19 protein-coding genes are annotated in these 19,754 nt (G+C 65.8%); 11 read left to right on the top strand and 8 right to left on the bottom strand.

Features of this window, described 5'->3' with window-relative positions:
* Nucleotides 1–161 precede the first annotated feature (161 nt).
* The 4 genes from AC1D3B_RS00095 (at nucleotide 162) to AC1D3B_RS00080 (ending at nucleotide 4,200) form a co-directional block, all read left to right on the top strand.
* Entirely contained in the window at nucleotides 162–1,145 is a 984-nt protein-coding gene (locus AC1D3B_RS00095; protein WP_478188633.1) for an ABC transporter substrate-binding protein, read from the top strand.
* Between the two features lie 133 nt (nucleotides 1,146–1,278).
* Nucleotides 1,279–2,034, top strand: a complete 756-nt coding sequence (locus tag AC1D3B_RS00090) for a GDSL-type esterase/lipase family protein (protein ID WP_478188632.1) — start codon at nucleotides 1,279–1,281, stop codon at nucleotides 2,032–2,034.
* A 53-nt stretch (nucleotides 2,035–2,087) separates the two neighbouring features.
* The gene (locus tag AC1D3B_RS00085; protein ID WP_478188631.1) at nucleotides 2,088–3,050 is read left to right on the top strand and encodes a metallophosphoesterase; all 963 of its coding nucleotides are present in this window, start codon (nucleotides 2,088–2,090) and stop codon (nucleotides 3,048–3,050) included.
* Nucleotides 3,051–3,159: 109 nt separating this feature from the next.
* Nucleotides 3,160–4,200: a VWA domain-containing protein gene (locus tag AC1D3B_RS00080; RefSeq protein ID WP_478188630.1), complete on the top strand. Its 1,041-nt coding sequence runs from the start codon at nucleotides 3,160–3,162 to the stop codon at nucleotides 4,198–4,200.
* 21 nt (nucleotides 4,201–4,221) lie between these two features.
* Here the strand turns inward: AC1D3B_RS00080 and AC1D3B_RS00075 are convergent, their stop codons facing one another.
* The 3 genes from AC1D3B_RS00075 to AC1D3B_RS00065 are packed head-to-tail and all read right to left on the bottom strand — an operon-like array spanning nucleotide 4,222 to nucleotide 6,888.
* A complete protein-coding gene (locus AC1D3B_RS00075; RefSeq protein ID WP_478188629.1) occupies nucleotides 4,222–5,025 on the bottom strand; it encodes a metal ABC transporter permease in 804 nt (267 codons plus the stop codon).
* Entirely contained in the window at nucleotides 5,022–5,942 is a 921-nt protein-coding gene (locus AC1D3B_RS00070) for a metal ABC transporter substrate-binding protein (RefSeq protein WP_478188628.1), read from the bottom strand. The genes AC1D3B_RS00075 and AC1D3B_RS00070 overlap by 4 nt, the downstream gene beginning before the upstream one ends.
* Before the next feature lie 19 nt (nucleotides 5,943–5,961).
* A complete protein-coding gene (locus AC1D3B_RS00065) occupies nucleotides 5,962–6,888 on the bottom strand; it encodes a hypothetical protein (protein WP_478188627.1) in 927 nt (308 codons plus the stop codon).
* Nucleotides 6,889–7,742: 854 nt separating this feature from the next.
* Here AC1D3B_RS00065 and AC1D3B_RS00060 point away from each other — a divergent pair.
* Complete coding sequence (locus AC1D3B_RS00060; RefSeq protein ID WP_478188626.1) at nucleotides 7,743–8,150, top strand: SRPBCC family protein; 408 nt, start codon at nucleotides 7,743–7,745, stop codon at nucleotides 8,148–8,150.
* The gene (locus AC1D3B_RS00055; protein ID WP_478188625.1) at nucleotides 8,151–9,449 is read left to right on the top strand and encodes an MFS transporter; all 1,299 of its coding nucleotides are present in this window, start codon (nucleotides 8,151–8,153) and stop codon (nucleotides 9,447–9,449) included.
* A gap of 9 nt (nucleotides 9,450–9,458) precedes the next feature.
* On the opposite strand, the gene gltS is transcribed toward AC1D3B_RS00055, so the two are convergent.
* A complete protein-coding gene (gene gltS, locus AC1D3B_RS00050; RefSeq protein WP_478188624.1) occupies nucleotides 9,459–10,673 on the bottom strand; it encodes a sodium/glutamate symporter in 1,215 nt (404 codons plus the stop codon).
* A gap of 125 nt (nucleotides 10,674–10,798) precedes the next feature.
* Between gltS and AC1D3B_RS00045 the strand changes: the two genes are divergently transcribed.
* Both AC1D3B_RS00045 and AC1D3B_RS00040 read left to right on the top strand, forming a co-directional pair.
* The gene (locus AC1D3B_RS00045) at nucleotides 10,799–11,116 is read left to right on the top strand and encodes a type II toxin-antitoxin system Phd/YefM family antitoxin (protein WP_478188623.1); all 318 of its coding nucleotides are present in this window, start codon (nucleotides 10,799–10,801) and stop codon (nucleotides 11,114–11,116) included.
* The gene (locus tag AC1D3B_RS00040) at nucleotides 11,109–11,483 is read left to right on the top strand and encodes a type II toxin-antitoxin system RelE/ParE family toxin (protein ID WP_478188622.1); all 375 of its coding nucleotides are present in this window, start codon (nucleotides 11,109–11,111) and stop codon (nucleotides 11,481–11,483) included. The genes AC1D3B_RS00045 and AC1D3B_RS00040 overlap by 8 nt, the downstream gene beginning before the upstream one ends.
* A gap of 14 nt (nucleotides 11,484–11,497) precedes the next feature.
* Here the strand turns inward: AC1D3B_RS00040 and mltB are convergent, their stop codons facing one another.
* Genes mltB through AC1D3B_RS00020 form a run of 4 tightly spaced genes read right to left on the bottom strand, consistent with a single transcriptional unit; the run spans nucleotide 11,498 to nucleotide 16,544 of the window.
* Nucleotides 11,498–12,577, bottom strand: a complete 1,080-nt coding sequence (gene mltB, locus AC1D3B_RS00035; protein ID WP_478188621.1) for a lytic murein transglycosylase B — start codon at nucleotides 12,575–12,577, stop codon at nucleotides 11,498–11,500.
* Nucleotides 12,578–12,631: 54 nt separating this feature from the next.
* The gene (locus AC1D3B_RS00030; RefSeq protein WP_478188620.1) at nucleotides 12,632–14,626 is read right to left on the bottom strand and encodes a transglutaminase TgpA family protein; all 1,995 of its coding nucleotides are present in this window, start codon (nucleotides 14,624–14,626) and stop codon (nucleotides 12,632–12,634) included.
* Nucleotides 14,620–15,627 carry a DUF58 domain-containing protein gene (locus tag AC1D3B_RS00025; protein WP_478188619.1) on the bottom strand — a complete coding sequence of 336 codons (1,008 nt, stop codon included), beginning with the start codon at nucleotides 15,625–15,627 and terminating at the stop codon, nucleotides 14,620–14,622. Before AC1D3B_RS00025 ends, AC1D3B_RS00030 begins: the two co-directional genes overlap by 7 nt.
* Entirely contained in the window at nucleotides 15,624–16,544 is a 921-nt protein-coding gene (locus AC1D3B_RS00020) for an AAA family ATPase (protein WP_478188618.1), read from the bottom strand. Before AC1D3B_RS00020 ends, AC1D3B_RS00025 begins: the two co-directional genes overlap by 4 nt.
* A gap of 76 nt (nucleotides 16,545–16,620) precedes the next feature.
* Between AC1D3B_RS00020 and AC1D3B_RS00015 the strand changes: the two genes are divergently transcribed.
* From AC1D3B_RS00015 to AC1D3B_RS00005, 3 genes are all read left to right on the top strand, one after another.
* Entirely contained in the window at nucleotides 16,621–17,574 is a 954-nt protein-coding gene (locus AC1D3B_RS00015) for a histone deacetylase family protein (protein WP_478188617.1), read from the top strand.
* A 140-nt stretch (nucleotides 17,575–17,714) separates the two neighbouring features.
* The gene (locus AC1D3B_RS00010; RefSeq protein WP_478188616.1) at nucleotides 17,715–18,995 is read left to right on the top strand and encodes a mechanosensitive ion channel family protein; all 1,281 of its coding nucleotides are present in this window, start codon (nucleotides 17,715–17,717) and stop codon (nucleotides 18,993–18,995) included.
* Between the two features lie 139 nt (nucleotides 18,996–19,134).
* The coding region (locus tag AC1D3B_RS00005; RefSeq protein ID WP_478188615.1) for an electron transfer flavoprotein subunit beta/FixA family protein at nucleotides 19,135–19,754 on the top strand (620 nt) is incomplete at its 3' end.

The raw sequence follows: 19,754 nt of genomic DNA, 5'->3' as shown, positions 1-19,754 counted from the left end.
TGCAGCGCACCGCCGCGCTGCCGACCATGGGGCCCTCCGTCTCTGCTGATGCTCGATTGGATTCTTGCGGCCGGCAATCAATATAGAGCACACGCTCTCGGCCATCCAGCCTAGCCTGAAGTTATCTTGCGCAGTCCCGTCCAAAGATGCACGCTCCCCCCATGCAACGACGCACAGTCCTGGGCACCGCGTTCGCCCTTGCCTTGATGCAGAACAGTTCGCGGATACGCGCGGCCGACAACAAGGTGCTGCGCCTCGGGTGGGTCACCGCGCAGGAGCCTGCCACCCTGACGCCGATGGTCGCCGGGTTGCGCGCCTCGCTGGCCAAGCTGGGTTATGTCGAGGGCAGCAACGTCTCCATCGAGTTCAGGTACGGCGACGGTTCGGTGCAACGCGTCCCCGAACAAGTCGCGGAACTCCAGCGAATTCCGATCGACATCCTGCTCGTGCAGGGCGGGCCGGCGGTCAACGTCGTGAGCACGCTCCCGGTGGCCGTGCCGGTGGCCTACGTCTTCAGCGGCGATCCCGTCTCGGCCGGCTTCGCCAAGAGCCTCGCGCACCCCGACTCGAACATGACCGGCCTGACGCTGCTCGCCGCCGAGATGAACGCCAAGCTGCTGGAGATCCTGCGCGAGATGGTTCCGTCAGTGCGCGACGTCGCGATCGTGGCCAACCCCGAGCACCCCGGCTCGCACATCGAGCGCGACTACACCGATGGCGCGGCAAGGCAACTCGGCCTGCGCACGGAATACTTTCCTGCGCGAACGCGCGACGAACTGACTTCCTCGCTGGAGGCCATGGCCGCTTCGCCGGCACGTGCGGTGTCGATCTTCAGCGACAGTTTCGCGGTGGCCAACCGGCGGCAGATCCTTGATTTCGCCATTGCGCGCAAGATGCCTGTCATGTCGGGCTGGCCGGTCTTCGCGGACAGTGGCGCCCTCTGTACCTACGGGCCACGCCTCGTGGATTCCTATGCGCGGCTCGCGTCGTACGTTGATCGCATTGCCAAGGGCGCCAAGCCTGCGGACCTGCCGATCGAGCGGCCCACGACCTTCGAGTTGGTGCTGAACCTGAAGACCGCCAACGCGATCGGGCTGAAACTGCCGCAGTCGCTGCTGGTGCGGGCCGACCGGCTCATCAGCTGAACCTCTGAAGCTGCGAGCTTGACCTTTTTAACGGTGGCGTTGACTTGATAACGCTCGCCATTCCGATCAAACAGTGTCAATGTCCCGGCCGCACACGCAGGGAGCGGTTGCAGCGAGCCGAGGAGGTGAATCCATGATTCAAGTTCTTGTCGCCGTGTTGCTGGCAGGATTGCTTGCCGGTTGTGGAGGAGGTGGAGATGGGGGCGTAGGCAATGCGGCGCTCGCTACTGCGGGTCAGTCGGTCGCAACGCCTGTGGCTGATTCATCGATGGGAAAAGATCCCGCGACCCTGAGAAAGCCTGCCGAGGACCCTTCGTTGTGCACAGTCGAGATCTATGGCGACTCGATCATGGCCTCCAACAGCACCGCCGTGACTCCCGCCATGAGGTTGCAGCAGGTCAGGCCGAACCTGTTGATCGTCGCCGATCATTCGGTCGGGGGCATGCGTCTTGGCGACTTGGCGCCTGTCTTTCCCTACCAGACCCGCAGCGCGCACTACGTGATCATCGAGAACGGTGTCATCGATGCGTGGCAGGGGAGGAACATCAACTCCGTGATCGTCGACTACTACGACATGATCCAGAGGGTACGGAATGAGGGCCGCGTGCCGGTGCTGACCGGCTTTTCCCACCAGGCCAGGGGCGGGCCACTCAGCAACGTGTCACTTCAGCTCCGGGATTTCTACGACTCGGTCATTCAAGCGATCGCCATGAATACGGGCGTTCCCTTTGCCGACTGGGGTTCGGTGCCGTTCTATGGTGCTTGGGATCTGGTCGACTTCGTGCACCCGAACAGAGACTACAGTGATCGACTGATCGGGCGACTGGCGATGATGCTCGACATTTTCACCACGAACTGCACGGACATCCTGGTTCCTCCGCCGGGCTGATCAGGGGCGGCTCGCAGCCGCTCCGTGCCCGGACATGTAGAGTCGGACATGCCATGAAACTGTCCGACTGCAGCGAAGAAGAGCGCAGGGATCTCGCTGTCCTCGAAGCGAGGATCGGCCGCGCGCATCTGCGGCAACGCCTGAGCCTCGAAGGCGAGCACGAGGCGCGCGTCGTCCGCCCCGGAACGCGCTTTTTCCATCTCGACCACTGGTACTCCCTCCAAAGCGTCATTCGTGTCACGCTCACGCTGACCGGAATGCACGCGCGCGGGCGGCGCAACGTGCTGGACATCCGGCTGCGGGACAACGAGGTCCGGCTCGCGCGTCTGCCTGCGGCTTTCGAGGGCTTCAGGCTGCTGCACCTGAGCGACCTGCACATCGACATGAGCGAGGCCCATCTGGAGCGCCTGATCGACAGCGTGCGCTGCGTGGCCCATGACGTCTGTGTGCTGACCGGGGACTTCCGGTTCCGCACCTTCGGGCCGTACGCGCCGACGCTCGCCGCGCTGGCACGCTTGAGGCCTCATCTGGGCGATGCGGTCTATGCCGTGCTGGGCAACCACGACACCATCCGCATGGTGCCGGGCATGGAGGCGCTCGACATTGCCGTGCTGATGAATGAATCGGTGCGGATCGAACGCCAGGGCGAGGTGCTCATGCTGGTCGGCATCGACGACGCGCATTACTTTCGAACACACAATTTTCACAAGGCTGCAGCCGACATCGCGCCTGAGGATTGCGCGATCCTGCTTTCGCATACGCCGGAGCCCTATCGGCTTGCAGCGCACGCCGACTTCAGCCTGATGCTGAGCGGGCACACCCATGGCGGGCAGATCTGCCTGCCCGGCGGCATTCCGATCCTCACGGACTCCAATGCGCCGCGCGCCACGGCGCGGGGACCTTGGGAGCACCGTGGAATGTCAGGCTACACCTCAGTGGGCTGCGGGTCGTCGCTGGTCGATGTCCGGTTCAATTGCCCGCCCGAGATCACCTTGCATCGGTTGCGCCGCGGCTGACTATTCGAGTCAGTTCCTGGCTCCCTGGGCCTGACGATAATTGATATGCCAAACGATGAATGCGGGCATGCCTCGTGCATGTCATGCTTCGCTTCACTGGAGGATCGCCGTGACGTTCCTGTGGCCCGAGATGCTGTGGTCGGCCTTGATGCTGCCGGTCTTGGCCCTGCTTTACGTCTGGATGCTGCGCCGACGCAGGCCGCAGACGCTGCGTTACCCCGGCCTGGCCGTGGTGCGGCAGGCCGTCGGCAAGTGGATGGGCTGGCGGCGCCATCTACCGCCGGCGCTTCTCCTGGTCGCCATGGGCGCCGTGATCGTCGCGGGGGCGCGCCCCATGGCGAATGTCACGTTGCTGACACGGCAACAGACTGTCATCCTCGCGCTGGATGTCTCGGGCAGCATGAGTGCGACGGACGTGGCGCCCGATCGCATCACGGCGTCCCAGGCGGCCGCGAAAACCTTCGCGCAACAGTTGCCGCGCGGCGTCCGCATCGGCGTGGTGGCCTATGGCGGCTCTGCGAACGTGGTGCAGGGGCCTACGCTGAGCCGCGACGACGTGCTGGCCGCCATCGACCGGGTGCAGCTGCAGCCTGGGACGGCCATCGGCAGCGGCATCATGGTTGCGTTGGCCACGATTTTTCCGGAAGCCGGAATCGATCCGGCGGAGTTCGGCAATCAGCGCAACCCGAAGTGGAAGCATGGGGACCTCGGTCGCGCCGCCGATGCACCGGATTTCAGGCCGGTGGCGCCCGGCTCCTACGGGGCCGCAGTGATCGTGCTGCTCACCGACGGCCAGAACTCGGTCGGCCCCGAACCCATGGAAGCCGCACAGGTGGCCGCGAGCCGTGGCGTCAAGATATTCACCGTCGGCTTCGGTTCGGCCGAGGGCGATGTGGTTTCCGTCGAAGGGTGGAGCATGCGCGTTCGCCTGGACGAGGACACCCTGAAGAACGTCTCCAATCTGACCCAAGGTGAGTATTTCCACGCCGGCAGCGGCACGGACCTGAAGAAGGTCTACGAAGCCCTCCAGAGCCGGCTGGTGTTCGAAAGAAAGGAAACCGAGATTACTGCGGTGTTTGCCTATCTGGCGGGTTTGCTGATGCTTGTTTCGGCAGGGCTTTCGTTGTGGTGGTTCGGAAGGGTCGCGTAGAGGAGAGGTAGAGGTCTCATGTCAGTGGGCTTGGCCTTCCCCTTCGGCCAGCGCGGGGGTGGCGTCCGGTTCGCCGCGAAAGGCCAATGCGCCCGTGAGCGCACAAACGCCCAAGGCCCACACGATGACCGCGCCTGATGGCAGGTCGAACAGCGCCGATAGTGCGAGGCCCAGCGCGTAGCCGATCACGCCGAATCCGTAGGCGAACCAGAGGCGCCTCGCCCCGCGATGCCCGCGCGTTCCGAGTGCCGGAATGATGAGGCTGGAAAACACGAGGTAGACGCCGACGAGCTGCACCGAAGCGGTGACGGCCAGCGCAAACGCCGCATAGAAGCCGAAGCGGCCGAGGCGTTGTACCCAGCCCATCGCCAGGGCGAGCAGCAACACGGCGGAGATGCCGCCCAGCCATAGCAGTTGGGTCTTGTCGACCCACAGGATCTGGCCGACGAGCAGGTCTTTGAGATGCTCCCCGCCATGCGGATTGCCGGCCAGCAGCAGGATGCCGGCGCAGGCGGCGAGCACGAACATCACGCCGATCAGCGCCTCCTGTTGCTGTGGCGCGCGCCGCTCGGTCCAGGTGAGCAGCCAAGCGCCGAGCAGGGCGGCGGTCACCGCCGCGAACTGCACCGCGACGCCGCCCTCGGGCATGCCCAGCGCGTCGGCGGCGATCACGCCCAGCCCGGCGATCTGCGCGATCGCGAGGTCGATGAAGACGATGCCGCGGTCCAGCACCTGCATGCCGAGCGGCACATGGGTGGCCAGCACCAGCACGCCGGCGATCAAGGCCGGGCCGAGGATGCTCCAGTCGAGCGCACTCCAGTTCATGACTTGGTCCCGGCGGCGAGCAATCGGGCAACGGTGTCGTCGAAGAGCCCGAACAGGTCCTTTGCGCCTTCGGTGCCGCCCACGGTGAAGGGCAGTTTCACCGCGGGAATGCCGGCGTTCTTGCTGAGCCAGTCGGATGGACGCGAGTCCTGGTAGGCGGCATAGATCACCATCTTCGGCGGCGTGTCCTTCAGTTTGGCGAGCACTTCCTGCAGGTGCGACGCAGTGGGTTCGACGCCGGGCTTGGGTTCGAGCACGGCCACTTCCTTCAGGCCGAGCCAGTCGTACAGGTAGACGAAGGCGTTGTGCTGCGAGACGACGGACGCGCCCTTGAGTGGGGCGGCCTGCGACGTCCAGCGCGTGATGGCCTGCTGCCAGCGGGCGGTGAAATCGGCCTGGTTCTTCGCGTAGTCCGCTGCGTGCGCAGGGTCGATCTGCTGCAGGCGCGCGCCGAGGGCGGTCGCCACCAGCGCGATGTTGCGCGGGTCGGTCTGGATGTGCGGATTGCCGGCGGCGTGCACGTCGCCTTGCGAGCGGTCGACTTGCGTCGGCACTTCGAGCTTGCGCACGAAGTCGGCCGCCGCGAAATTGCCCGGCTGGCCGGGCTGCACCTTGGCGTTGCCGGATTGCTGCAGGAGCACCGGTAGCCAGCCGATCTCGAGCTCGGCGCCGGTGCAGACGACGAGATCCGCGCTGCGGGCGCGCGAGATCAGGCTCGGCTTGGCCTGGATCTGGTGCGGGTCCTGCAGCGCATTGGTTGCGACCGACACGTCGACGAGGTCGCCGCCGAGCTGCTGTGCGAGCGCGCCCCATTCGGGCTCGCAGGCGAAGACGCGAAGCGCCGCTTGGGCAGGCGCGGCCATCAGCAGCGGCGCGGCAATCAGCGGAATCAGGGAGAGGCGGTGGAGGAGTTTCATGGTGGGGGCCTTTGGGGTGTCAGTAGCTGTGCGCGCCGTGCGCGCCCAGGCTCATCTGGTATTGCAGGGAAATCTGGTTGTCGGTGCGGCCGATCTGCGCCTTGTCCTGCGCGAACTGCAGTCGGATGCGGGAGAACTCGCTGGGGTTGAAATCGACCATCACCGAGTTCTTGCTCGGACGGTAGTCGCCGAGGAAGGCGATCGAGAAAGGCCCGAAAGTCGGCGTGCCGGGGTCGAGCCGTTCGGTGCGCACGCCGACGCGCCAGTTCGGCATGAACTGGTAGACCCCTTGCAGGTACCAGCCCGATTGAGCGACGCGGTAGTTGCCAAAGGCATTGGCAAAGCCGACGTCGTAGAGCAGGTTGCCGTTGCGATTGCTGCGCAGGTATTCGCCCTGGAGCTTGAAGTTGGTGCGCGTGGCGTTGCCGTTGGGCGCCCATTTCCAGACGCCGTCGACGATCCAGACGCGCGTGTCGCCGTTGAAGATGTCGTTGACCGGGAAACCGGTGCCGTTCATCGAGACGAGTTGCTGATCGGAGGCCTTCGCGTTGAGCAGCGAAACGCCGGCACGCCAGTTGTTGCTTTCGCCGATGTCGCCGCCGGTGTGCAAGGCCAGTGCAGTCATCCCGGCGCCGTTGCTGGTCGGCTTGGTGCCAGGGTAGCTGTTGCCACCACCGACCTCGGCGTTGAACTCGACGTACTGGTCGATCGGCGCGACCCAGCTCATCTGCAGGCCGTCGTTGATGTACTGGGTGCCGAGCATGGCCTGGTAGGCGAGTGGGGCGTCCACGAAGTCCCACGTGTGCGAGTGCTGCGGATTGAGGTAGCCGATGTTCGAGAAGAAGCGTCCGCCCTTCACCGACAGCCCGTTGCCGAGCGATGTGGTCTGGACGTAGGCCTCTTCGATCGACACGGAGTTGTCGGCTTCCAGCGCGATGTTGGCCACGCCTCGCAGCCAGGGATCGATGTTGGCGGGAGGAGGCCACGGGCGCTGTGGTCGGCGGCGGCGCAGCGGCGGTCTCCGTGGCTGCTGCCGCAGTCGGTGGAGCCACGCCCGCCGCAGCGGACGCGCCGGGCGAAGCGGCGGCTTCTGCCGCCTTCACCCTTTGCTCGAGAGCCTGGAGGCGCGACTCGTAGTCGGCGCGCATCGCGTTGATCTCCCGTCGAAGCGCGTCGACGTCGGAGGAAGAGGTTTCGGCCGTTGCCGCAATGGGCACGGCCAGGGCGAGCGCGAGGCTCACCCGATAAAGCTGATTCATGAAAGGACGCTCGCGGAAAGGGCGTTGCAATGCTCCGCCCGGCTATCGGGCGGGTCGGTCAACGATCAAACCGGGGCGTGCGGCGGGGCTCGACTCCGATAGGCAGGGGCAAGCAGTTCCTGCCAGATTCCTGCGGGGGCATGCTGCGGTGCCTCGTTCCGGGCGGCGGAAAGAGGCAAGGGCGACGGCTCGGAGCGGATGGCTCCGCCATGCAGTGCAGCCGCCGTCAGGCACAGGTCACATGCGAAGGAATGAGGAAGCCCTTTGTCCCCCGCATGCGCGCTGGCCGGTTCGACCGGGTGCGACAGGGCATGCGCGGCCGACGCGACCTGCGCCATGGGCAGGAGCAATGCGAACCACAGCATCCAGGCCCAGTGGCGTGGCGCACGGTTGCGGTGTCGAGGGTTGCGCATGGCGGCGCACATCTTAGCGCCGAGTGAGGGGGCCATCCAATGGCGCGACTGGCGTTGTCCGCGCGAGGACGATATGCCAGTATTCTGGTCGGACCTCATCAAGACAAACTTCCGCAGAACAAGAGACCATGAAAATCACCGTTGAAACCACTGTTTCGGCGCCCATCGACGAAGTCTGGCGCGCCTACACGACGCCCGAGGACATCAAGCAATGGAACGCTGCATCCGCCGATTGGCACACTACCGCGGCTGCTGTGGATTTGCGTGTCGGCGGCGCTTTCACGTCACGCATGGAAGCGAAGGACGGCAGCATGGGCTTCGATTTCGCGGGCACCTACACCAAGGTCGTGCCCAACGCGCTGATCGAATATTCCTTCGGCGACCGTAGCGCGCAGGTCGAATTCGCCGATGGCCCGAAAGGCGTCACGGTGCGCGTGACCTTCGACGGTGAGTCCACCCATTCGGTCGAGCAGCAACGCGATGGGTGGAAGGCGATTCTCGAGAACTTCGCCCGCCACGTCGAACAGGGGGCCTGAGTGGAATCCATCGAGCAGAGAACCATCTCGAAGGTCAGCTGGCGGCTGCTGCCGCTGCTGATGGTCAGCTACTTCGTTGCCTACCTCGACCGCGTCAACCTCGGCTTTGCCGGTGCCTCGATGTCCAAGGACCTGGGCTTCACGAGCACCGTCTTCGGGAACGCGGCCGGTATCTTCTTCATTGCCTATTTTCTGTTCGAGGTGCCGAGCAATCTGGCGCTCGAACGCTTCGGCGCCCGCCGCTGGATCGCCCGCATCATGTTCAGTTGGGGCGTGCTGTCGATGGCGCAGGCCTGGGTCGGCGGGGCAACGAGCTTCAACGTCGTGCGCTTCCTGCTCGGCATCGCCGAGGCGGGGTTCTTTCCGGGCGTCATTTTCTATCTCACGCTGTGGTTTCCGGCTGCGTACCGGGCCCGCATCGTGGGCTGGTTCATGTTCGCCATCCCGATCTCCACAGTGATCGGCTCGCCCATTTCTGGCTTCATCCTCAACATGGAGGGCGTCTGGGGCATGCACGGATGGCAGTGGCTCTTCATCCTCGAAGCGCTGCCGGCGCTGGTGCTGACATTCGTCGTGCTGATCTACCTGCCCGACAGGCCGAAGAACGCCAAGTGGCTCACGCCCGACGAAGCCAACTGGTTGCAGAAGACGCTTGATGCCGAACAGCGCCACCGCGAATCGATCCACAAGATCTCGTGGAAGCAGGCACTGCTCAACTGGAAAGTCATCTCGCTGGGTATCGTCTACATGGGCATCACCGTGCCCCTGTACGGCCTGGGATTTTTCCTGCCACAGATCATCAAGGGCTTCGGTGGCCTGAGCAATGTCGAGATCGGCTTCATCAATGCCTTCCCGTATCTCGTCGGCGCGATCGCGATGGTGTATTGGACGCGCTGGTCCGACGCGCGGCGCGAGCGCAAGCTGTTCCTCCTGATCCCGCTCGCCTGCATTTTCTTGGGGCTGGTGGCTGCGGCCGAATTGAGCGCGCCGATACCGAAGATGGCGGCCGTCACGCTCGCCGCCTTCGGCATCTTCACCGCGTTGCCTGTGTTCTGGACCGTGCCCACGGCACTGCTGAGCGGCGTTGCCGCGGCGGCCGGCATCGCATGGATCAACTCGATCGGCAACCTCGGCGGCTACATCGGTCCGACGATCTTCGGCGTGCTGAGGGACAGGATGGGCAACGACTTCTATGCGGTGCTCTTCCTGGCGCTGTTGTCGGTGCTGGCGTTCGCGCTGGTACTGCTCGTGGGGCACGACAAGCGGGCGGAGCACGGGGCGGAGGCGGTGCGGGCGTGACAGCCCTCGTCACCGGGCCATGAACCCGATGATGAAGGCGTTCACCAGGTCGATGAAGAAGCCGGCGACCAGCGGCACCACGATGAAGGCGCGGGGCGCGGCGCCGTGGTCGCGCGTCACCGCGCTCATGTTGGCGATGGCCGTCGCGGTCGAGCCCAGCGTGATGCCGCCAAAGCCAGCGCAGATCACCGCCGACTCGTAGTCGCGTCCCATGAACCGGTAGACCACGAAGACGATGAAGGCGACCGCCATCGTCACCTGCAGCACCAGCGCCGTCAGCACGAAGATCGCGACACCTTGCATCTGCCAGAGCTGCAGGCCCATGAGCGCCATGGTCAGGAAGACGCCGAGACAGATGTCCGAGATCAGCGCGACGCCGGCCCGCATGCGGTCCCAGTGCCACAGCTGGCCCTTCTGGCGGGTGAACAGCGCCGTCACGTTGCGCACCAGGATGCCGGCAATGAGGGTGCCGACGAACGCAGGCAGCCTCAGTCCCGTCAGCGCGATGAGGTCGCTGATGCCTCGCCCCAGGATCAGCGCGACGTTGAGCCACAGCAGCGCGAGCAGCACGCTGTTGTAGTCGAGGCGGGTGCGATTCTCGTCCTCGTAGTGGGCACCCGGCGGCAACGAGGCCTCGGCGGAAGAGACGAGCTGGTTGCGGCGCATCAGGTAGGCGGCGACGGGGCCGCCGATCGCGCAGGCCGCGATCAGGCCCGCCATGTTGGCGGACAAGCCGATGACCTCGGCGTTGAGGATGCCGAGATCGTTGACGAAATGCGGAACCCACGCCAAGGTCGTGCCCACGCCGCCCGTGAGAGAGATCGAGCCCGTCAGCAGCCCCGCGCGGCGGTCCAGTCCGAAACCGCTCGCCACGGCCATGCCGAGCAGGTTCTGCAGCACGATGTAGAAAGCGGCGAGCGCCAGCAGCACGGCGAGCGGCTTGCCGCCGTGGGCGAGGGTCCGCACGTCCGAGCCGAGGCCGATGGCTGCGAAGAAGTAGAGCAGCAGGACGTCGCGCACGCCGAGTTGGAAGTCGACCTTCAGGCCGATGGTCAGGTACAGGGCGCTGACGATGAAGATGCAGACCAACCCGCCGAGCACTGGCTCTGGAATGCTGTAGCGGCGCAGCAGTTCGAAGCGTCTCGTGCAAGCCTTGCCGACGAAGAGCAACAGGACGGCGAGGGTGAAGCTGACGTAGGCGTCCAGGTGGAGGTCTTGGGGCAAGCTGGGCTCCGGTGATCGGCGGGCGAGGCGCTGATGATCGCAGAAGGGCCTGCCTTCGCCGGATGACTGTGCCCCAAGTTATCGGTTGCATTAAACTGCACAGAATTCTGCCAACTGGAGTGCACATGCCGATCGCCGCCAAGGACGTGATCCCCTTTACCCAGGCCCGCGCCAAGCTGTCCGAGCTGGCCGACGAAGTCAAAGAAGGAAGCGAGAAGATCATCACCAAGAACGGCGAGAGCTACGTCGCGCTGATCGACGCCGAGAGGCTGGACTACTACCACCGCCTGGAGCACGAGCGCATTCACCTGCTGGTGCTCGAGGACGTCAAACGCGGCCTGGCCGACATTTCGCTTGGCCGTACGGAAGACGCCGACGCAGCGATTGCCCGCCTGCAGCAACAACGCAAGGCCTCGGTCAAGACCAGCAAGCGCCGTGGCTGAGTCGAAAAGTCGCGTCGAACTCACCGCGAGCTTCCTCGAGCGCCTCGAGTCCATCGAGGCATTCCTGGCCGAAGCCGACACGGCCCAGGCGTACGACAAGCTGCTCGATGGCCTGCGAGACACTGTCATCCCGAACCTTCGCCGCTTTCCTCGCATCGGCCGCCGGTATCTCGACAAGCCGCCGCGGTCGGCCGAAGCGCTGGCTCAGCTTGTGGCGTTGTCGCCTGGCGCGGCGGACGCGCTGCGCGAATATCTGCACGGCGACTACCTGATCCTCTACACGCTCGCCGGCTCGACGGTCTACCTCTTGTCGATCCGCCATCATCGTCAGTTGTCCTTCGCCTTCGCGAAGCTGTGGGAGCCCTGAGGCTCCCCTGACCCTCACTGATCCATCGCAGCCCGTATCTCACGCCCCAATTCGATCACCGACATCGCGTAGTAACTGCTCCAGTTGTAGCGCGTGATCACGTAGAAGTTCTGCGTCCCCGCGACATAGCTGGGCGCCTCGTCGCCGTTCTGCAGCTCGATGAGCGCGAGCAGCCCGGGGTGCTCGAGCGCATCGCCCTTCAACACCGCGCCCCCCGCAACGAAGGCATCCGCACTGAAAGTCGGAACGATGTCCGGTGCCAACAGCACCGACTTCTTGAGCCGCGACTCATCGAAGCCGACAGGAAAGATCGCCGGCATGCCGGGCTTCCACCCGAAGGACTTGAAGTAGTTGGCCACGGACCCGATCACGTCTGCCGGGTTGTTGACGAGGTCGATGCGCCCGTCGCCGTCGAAGTCGACGGCGTACTTGGCGATGCTGCTCGGCATGAACTGCGGCATGCCCATCGCGCCGGCGTAGCTGCCGAGCGGGACCATCGGGTTCTCGGCGGTGCGGCTTTCGGTGCTGAGGAAGCTTTCGAGTTCGCCACGGAAGAAGGCCCGTCGCTCGGCCGCACGTGGATGCGCGTCGGGGAAGTCGAATGACAGGGTGGCGAGCGCGTCGATGACGCGGAAGTTGCCCATGTTCCGCCCGTAGATGGTCTCGACGCCGATGATGCCGACGATGATTTCGGCGGGCACGCCGGTCTTCGCTTCGGCGCGTGCGAGCGTCTCGGCGTTGTTGCGCCAGAAGCGCACGCCGGCCTGGACGCGCACCGGGTCGATGAAGCGGCTGCGGTAGACGTACCAGTTCTTCGGCGTGCCGGTCGGCGCGGGGAGCATCAGGCGGGGCACGTTGGGCAACTGTCGCGCGTTGCCGATGGTCGCCCGTACCCATGCGCGGTCGAGATCGCGGCGTGCGGCGACCTCGTCCGCGAATTGCATCGCGTCTTCGCGCGTGGAATAGGGGATGCCGCCGCGTGCCGGGCCGTTGCGTTTTTCGGGATGACTTTGGGCGGAAGCCGGGGACAGGAGCAGGAGTGTTGTGACTGCGACGAAGGCTGTCGCGAAAACGTGAGGGAGAAGACGTCGCATCGTGCCGATTGTGCCGCCCGTACGGACGGCTCCCTCAAACAATCACATGTGGTTTCAGCGGGGCCACGCAACGCGACGGAATTCGCTGCGCAGCGCCGACAGGGCATCGGCCGGCGACTTCGCGTAACGCTGCGCTTCGAGCCTGAGCAGCCAGTCGTGCGCGGCCTGCGCGCGGGCGCCGAAGCGCTCGTCCAGGCGCGCGGCCATCTGCCGTGGTGGCGTCGCCTCGGGCACGTCGATGCCGGCCTGCTTCAGCCGCGCACGTGCCTGGCCCAGGAGGCGCAGCCAGGGGTCGTGCTGGCTGCGTTCCCACAGCGTCCAGGCGGCGCCGACGAGGCTGGCGGCGACCATCAGCGCGAGCAGCACGAGCACGAGGTCCTGCAGGCTGGGTGCCTCGAAGCCGATGTTCTTGAGCAGGTCGAGCTGACGGCTCTGCGTATAGCTGAGCACCCACTGGTTCCAACCGTTGTTGATGGCTTCCCAGGTCGCGCGCACGGTCTGCGACAGCGTGGGGTTCATCGCCTCGATCGCACCCGCGATCAGGCCCGGCTGCGGCGCAAGGCGGCGGAACTGCCCGACGCGATCCGGCGAGATCGCCCCGGTCGGGTCGACGCGCACCCAGCCGACGCCGTCCTGCCAGACCTCGGCCCAGGCATGTGCGTCGCTGTTGCGCAGCACCCAGTAGTTGTCGACACCGTTCAGTTCGCCGCCCTGGTAGCCGGTGACGATGCGTGCCGGAATGTCGAGCGCGCGCATCAGCACCACGAAGGCCGAGGCGATGTGCTCGCAGAAGCCTGCCTTGATGTCGAACCAGAACTGGTCGGCGGTCTCGTCGCCGTAGAGGCCGGGTTCGAGCGTGTACGAATAGCCGCCAGTGCGGAGCCGTTGCAGTGCGGCCCGCACGAAGGCTTGCGTGGGCGCGCCTGCCAGGGCCGGATCGCCGCGCATCTCGGCTGCGAGCGCGACCGTGCGCGGGTTCGAGCCCGCCGGCAGCGCGACGTAGGGTTGCAATACCGCGGTGCGGCGCACAGGGCCGCTCTGGAACTGCGTGAAGCTCTCGACGCGGTAGCGGACGAGGTCGTTGATGGAGCGGTTCGTGACCCACTGCAGTTCGGGCGTGCCGAAGACCTCGTAGCCGGGGAGTTCAGGCTTGGTCGGGGTGGCGTCGAGCGTCAGCAGCCATGGCCGGTTCGCGGGTTCAAGGGTGACCTCGTAGGTGGTGGCCGGGCCCTGCACGCGAAGATTCTGCGGCACGTTGCTGCGCGAGAACCGGGACGAAGCGGTCCACTCGCGACCGTCGAACTGGGACATCACCGGGCCGCGAAAGTACAGGGTGTTGCGCGGCGGGATGCGGTCCCCGTCGAAGCGGATCCGCGCGGCGATGCCGTCGTCGAGCGCGAGTTCGGCGATGTTGCCCACGCGCATTGAGTTCGACAGGCCGGTGCGTCCCGTCATGGCGTCGGTCGGCGTGCCCCACAGCGGAGCCATGCGGGGGAACAGCACGAAGAGCACCAGCATGATCGGCGCCCCGAGCAGCGCCATGAATCCCGCGGTGCGCGCGGCCTGCATCAGCGGCGGCCTGCCGACCGGCATGTGCGCATTGACCAGCGCGGTCAGCAGGCCGAGCAGGGCCAGCAGCATCGCGAGCGCGGTCAGCAGCGATTGCGAATAGAAGAAGTTCGTGAGCATCGTGAAGAAGCCCAGGAAGAACACGACGAAGGCATCGCGGCGCGCGCGCAACTCCAGCGTCTTGAGCGCGAGCAGGATCACGATCAGCGTGACGCCGGCCTCGCGGCCGAGCAGCGTGCGGTGGGTCGAGAAGGTGGCGACCAGCGTGATCGCGAGGAGGGCGACGCGCCACCACTTGCCGGGCAGGGGCTTGGCCTGCAAGGCCAGGCTGCCGCGCCAGAGCAGGACGATGGCCGCGAGCGTGCTGCACCACCACGGCAGGTTGGGCAACTGGGGAAGCAGGATCAGGCCGATGACGGCCAGGAGGAAGAGGGTGTCCCTGGCGTCCCTGGGCAGGTTCTGGAGGCGTGGCGTCAACATACCGCCAGCACCTCCAGGCACCGCCTCTTGTGCGCCTCGCCCTGCGAGGGCGCGACGACCCGGCCGGCGACACGCAATCCGTAGTCGATGCCCAGGCGATCGGCCATCAGCACCCAGGCGCATAGGCGGGACAAACGCGCTTCGATGACGGGCAGCCCAGTGCCTTGCGCGTCGAGCCAGAGTTCCTGGCGCTGGGCCTGCTGGGTGTCGCGGCTGACCAGGTCGTCGGAGCCGGCGGCCTGGGCCTGGGCGGCGCGTTTCCAGACGACCAGTTTCAACGGATCGCCTCGCCGGTAGGCACGTACGCCGTCGTACTCGCCCGCCAAGTGCGAGCGCGTCGGCGCCGAGGCGGCCTGGCCGGCCAGCGGCTCGCCGGGCGGCAACGGCGGCGGATTTGTCTCCGGCGTCGGGTACACCAGCATCTGCGATGCCGGCCGCCAGACCGTCCAGACGCGAAAGGTGCCCAGGGGAAAGCGGGTTTCCGCGGTGAGGGTCGGCACGGGATGGAGACCGCGCCGTTCGGGCCTGAATGCGACCTCGACCGTTGCGCTGCCCTGGGCTGGAACGTCGCTCCAAGACCATTGGCCGCTGCGGTGGACTGCCAACCCGATGCCGTAGCGCGTCGTTCGCCGTGTGTTGCCCAGTACCACGCGAAACACGGCGGCGGCGCCTGCGTATTGGGCGTCGGGCGGCATCAGGCGCAGGGCGAGGCCACGCAGCGTGCCGTGGCAGACGTGCATGCCGACCGCGACGCTGCCCGCCAGCAGGAAGGTCAGCAGATAGCCGAGGTTGAGCTGGTAGTTGATGGACGCGACCAGCAGCACGAGCAGGGTGGCAGCGAGCAGCCAGCCGGCCTTGGTCGGCAGGATGTAGACATTGCGCTGGGTGAGCTCGAGGGTGTCCGACGGCGGTCGGCGCGAGAGGAACCAGCGGTCGATGCGCGAACGCAGCGGCGCGAGGGGGCGCGCGATCCGCGGACGGGCCGGCGCCGAGGTGCTCACGGCAACGGCACCGCCGCAGTCATGGCGCGCACCTGCTCGACCGCGCCCCGGCCGGCGTCGCCGACGGGGGTGAGCCGGTGCGCGATGGTCTGGGGCAGCACCGCCTGCACGTCGTCGGGTGCCACGTAGTCGCGGTTGGCGAGCAGCGCCTGCGCCTTCGCGGCGCGCAGCACGGCGATGCCGGCGCGGGGCGAGAGGCCTTGCAGGAACCAGCGGCCGGAGCGGGTCGCGGCGATCAGGTCCTGCACGTAGTTCAACAAGGGGTCGGCCGCGTGCACCTGCAATACGCGTTGCTGGAGCGCGGTCAGCTCGCCTGCCGTCAGCAGGGCGGGCAGGGAGGCGAGCAGCTCGCGCCGGTCGGCGCCGGCGAGCAGCTCGCGTTCGGCGGCGCGGTCCGGATAACCGAGGGAGATGCGCATCAGGAAGCGGTCGAGCTGCGATTCCGGCAGCGCGAAGGTGCCCAACTGGTCGTGCGGGTTCTGGGTCGCGATGACGAAGAAGGGTGTGGGAAGGGGGCGCGTCTCGCCTTCGACGGTTACCTGCTTTTCTTCCATGGCCTCCAGCAGTGCGCTCTGGGTCTTTGGGCTGGCGCGGTTGATTTCGTCCGCCAGCAGCACCTGGGCGAAGATGGGGCCGGGGTGGAATACGAAAGCCTGCTGGCTGCGGTCGTAGATGGCGACGCCCGACAGGTCGCCCGGCATCAGGTCGGCCGTGAACTGCACCCGCGAAAACTGCAGCCCGAAGGTGTGCGAGAGCGCGTGCGCCAGGGTGGTCTTGCCGACCCCCGGAACGTCCTCGATCAGCAGGTGCCCGCCCGCCAGCAGACAGGCCACGCAGTCGCGCACCTGAGCCTCTTTGCCCACGATCACCGTGTTAAGCTGACCGAGCAAACTGGCGAGCTTCGCGGCGACGTCCATTTTTGTATCCATATGCAAACAATACCGTAAAGCCCAGCGGCCCCATGCCGCGTGAGGCTACGACGCGATTCGATCCATGGGTAAAACCGGCTATTACACACACCGCGATTGCTGGAAGCACGAGATGGGGCCGGGCCATCCGGAGTGTCCCGCGAGGCTCGATGCCATCGAGGACCGATTGCTCGTCACCGGCGTCGGCGACGCTTTGCAACGCGGCGAGGTGCCGCTTGCCACGCTTCCGCAGATCACCCGGGCCCACAGCGTGGCGCACATGGAGCACCTCGAAGCCCTGAGCCAGCGACTGATCGAGGACGCGCCGGCCGGCGGCCCGGACCATGCGCAGATCGACCCCGACACCACCCTGACCCGATTCACCGTGCTGGCTGCTCGCCGCGCCGCCGGTGCCGCCATCGCGGCGACGGACGCGGTGATGGCCGGCGAGGTCGAAAACGCCTTCTGCGCCGTGCGGCCGCCCGGGCACCATGCCTGCCGCGACAAGGCGATGGGCTTCTGCTTCTACAACAACGTCGCGATCGCGGCGCGCCATGCGATCGAGGAGCACGGGCTGGAACGTGTCGCCATCGTCGATTTCGACGTGCACCACGGCAACGGCACCGAGGACATCCTCAGCAACGACCCGCGCGTGCTGATGGTCGGAATCTTCCAGCACCCGTTCTATCCGTACAGCGGCACCGAGCATCCGGCGCCGAACATGCTCAACCTGCCGGTGCCGGCCTATACCCGCGGCATGGACGTGCGCGAGCTGATCGAGGCCTGCTGGATGCCGCGGCTCGAGGAGTTCAAGCCGCAGATGATTTTCGTGAGCGCGGGCTTCGATGCGCATCGGGACGACGACCTGGGCCAGCTCAGGCTCAACGAGCACGACTTCGGCTGGATCACCAGCCGCATCGTCGACGTCGCGCGGCGGCATGCCAATGGGCGCATCGTGTCGATGCTGGAGGGGGGATACAACCTCGACGCATTGGCCCGCAGCGTGGAAGAGCATTTGCGAGTCCTGGCGGATCTGTGACTCACCCCCAGGCTTCGCGCACTTCGTGTCGCTACGCCTACCCCCTTGCGGGGGGCAACACCGGCAGACCGGCGGAGCCGGATCTGCGGTGTTCCTGGTTTTAGGCTGCGCCTGTGGGCGGGCACTTGATGGAAGGTTCGATGGATTTCAGCGTATTCACCCAACGGTTCAGCGAGATCAATGCGCGTGACGTGTGGATCGAAGCTGCCGTATTGCTCGCTTGCATCGTTGTCGCGTGGGGGGTGTGCCGGTGGTTCGGGCGTGATCAGCCGAAGGACTCGATCTGGTTTGGCGAGCGGGCCTATGACGGCGTGCTGTTCCCGCTGCTGGCGCTTCTGTTGACGGACCTTGCGCGACGCGGGGTGCTGAGCTTCCAGCCGGTCCTGGTGTTGCGCATCGCGGTGCCGGTGTTCGTTGCGCTCGCAGTGATCCGCTTCTTCGCGCGCGTGCTGCGTGCGGTGCTGCCGGCATCCGCGCTCGCCAGGCTGGTGGAGCGGACGATCTGGTGGTTCGTGTGGGTGGGCGCCGTGCTGTGGATCGTCGGCCTGCTGCCGCCGGTGCTGGCAGAACTCGACCGGATCACGCTGGCCTTTGGCAAGACGCGCGTGAGCCTTCGCACCATTCTCGATGGCATCGTGTCGGCGGGGCTGGTGCTCGTGATCACGCTGTGGATTTCGTCGACCGTCGAGAAACGCATCCTGAGCGAGGCGGTGCACGACCTCTCGATGCGCAAGGTGGCGTCGAATGCGGTCCGCGCCTTCCTGCTGTTGATCGGCCTGCTGTTCGCCCTGTCGGCCGTGGGGGTCGACCTGACGGCTTTCTCGGTCCTGGGCGGTGCATTGGGCGTCGGCCTGGGCTTCGGCCTGCAGAAACTCGCGGCCAACTATGTCAGCGGGTTCGTGATCCTGCTCGAACGGTCGATCCGTATCGGCGACAACGTGCGGGTCGATGGTTTCGAAGGCCGTATCACCGACATCAAGACGCGCTATACGCTCGTGCGGGCGGGCAATGGACGGGAGTCGATCGTGCCCAATGAATCGCTCATCACGAGCCGTGTGGAGAACCTGTCGCTCGCCGATCGCAAGTTCAACATCACGACCAATATCGTGGTCGACTATGACAGCGATGTCGAGAAGGTTCAGTCGATTCTCTGCGGGGCCGCAGCGGCGCAGCCGCGTGTGATGAGCGATCCGGCGCCGATCGCCTTCCTGCTCAACTTCGTGCCGGACGGATTGGAGTTCAGCCTCAACTTCTGGGTGTCCGATCCTGATAAGGGCAGGGACAACCTCCGCTCGGCCATCAACATCGCGATTCTGCAGGGCCTGCGTGAGGCGGGGATTGCCGTTGCCCACCCGCAGAGGGTGGTGCGCATCGATTCGTTACCTCCTATTGTGGTTCCTGCCGATCAGGCTCGCCTATAATTGCAAAAAAGCACGGTCGTTCGTTTTCTTGCGATCCGCAGCGTGCCTTGATCGAAATGGACAGTTCGCGCAGAGGCCGGCGCCTAGAATCTCCGGCTGCCCTGCACCCCTGGTTTCGTAATTCAATGGAGTCAAACCAATGAAGATCCTGGTCCCCGTCAAGCGGGTCGTCGACTACAACGTGAAGGTGCGCGTCAAGAGCGACGGCACCGGTGTGGACATCGCCAACGTCAAGATGAGCATGAACCCCTTCGACGAGATCGCCGTCGAAGAGGCTGTTCGCTTGAAGGAGAAGGGCGTTGCCACGGAAATCATCGCCGTGTCCTGCGGCGATGCGAAGTGCCAGGAGACCCTGCGCACGGCCATGGCCATCGGTGCCGATCGCGGCATCCTGGTCGAGACGACCGAAGAACTGCAACCGCTGGCCGTTGCCAAGCTGCTGAAAGCGCTGGTCGACAAGGAACAGCCCCAGTTGATCATCCTCGGCAAGCAGGCCATCGATGACGACGCCAACCAGACCGGCCAGATGCTGGCTGCGCTGGCCGACCTGCCGCAAGCGACGTTTGCCAGCAAGGTCGAAGTCTCGGGTGAGAAGGTCAACGTGACCCGTGAAGTCGACGGCGGCCTGGAAACCATCTCTCTGTCGCTCCCCGCAGTCATCACCACCGACCTGCGCCTGAACGAGCCGCGCTACGTGACCTTGCCCAACATCATGAAGGCCAAGAAGAAGCAGCTCGACACCGTGAAACCCGAGGACCT

This window comes from Variovorax sp. P5_A3 (genome assembly GCF_056400665.1).
This window is presented reverse-complemented; position numbering and strand designations above follow the sequence as displayed.

Coding starts and splice junctions, on each gene's coding strand:
- AC1D3B_RS00095 (WP_478188633.1), top strand. CDS start 162: ATGCAACGACGCACAGTCCTGGGCACCGCGTTCGCCCTTGCCTTGATG.
- AC1D3B_RS00090 (WP_478188632.1), top strand. CDS start 1,279: ATGATTCAAGTTCTTGTCGCCGTGTTGCTGGCAGGATTGCTTGCCGGT.
- AC1D3B_RS00085 (WP_478188631.1), top strand. CDS start 2,088: ATGAAACTGTCCGACTGCAGCGAAGAAGAGCGCAGGGATCTCGCTGTC.
- AC1D3B_RS00075 (WP_478188629.1), bottom strand. CDS start 5,025: ATGAACTGGAGTGCGCTCGACTGGAGCATCCTCGGCCCGGCCTTGATC.
- AC1D3B_RS00070 (WP_478188628.1), bottom strand. CDS start 5,942: ATGAAACTCCTCCACCGCCTCTCCCTGATTCCGCTGATTGCCGCGCCG.
- AC1D3B_RS00060 (WP_478188626.1), top strand. CDS start 7,743: ATGAAAATCACCGTTGAAACCACTGTTTCGGCGCCCATCGACGAAGTC.
- AC1D3B_RS00045 (WP_478188623.1), top strand. CDS start 10,799: ATGCCGATCGCCGCCAAGGACGTGATCCCCTTTACCCAGGCCCGCGCC.
- mltB (WP_478188621.1), bottom strand. CDS start 12,577: ATGCGACGTCTTCTCCCTCACGTTTTCGCGACAGCCTTCGTCGCAGTC.
- AC1D3B_RS00030 (WP_478188620.1), bottom strand. CDS start 14,626: ATGTTGACGCCACGCCTCCAGAACCTGCCCAGGGACGCCAGGGACACC.
- AC1D3B_RS00020 (WP_478188618.1), bottom strand. CDS start 16,544: ATGGACGTCGCCGCGAAGCTCGCCAGTTTGCTCGGTCAGCTTAACACG.
- AC1D3B_RS00015 (WP_478188617.1), top strand. CDS start 16,621: ATGGGTAAAACCGGCTATTACACACACCGCGATTGCTGGAAGCACGAG.
- AC1D3B_RS00010 (WP_478188616.1), top strand. CDS start 17,715: ATGGATTTCAGCGTATTCACCCAACGGTTCAGCGAGATCAATGCGCGT.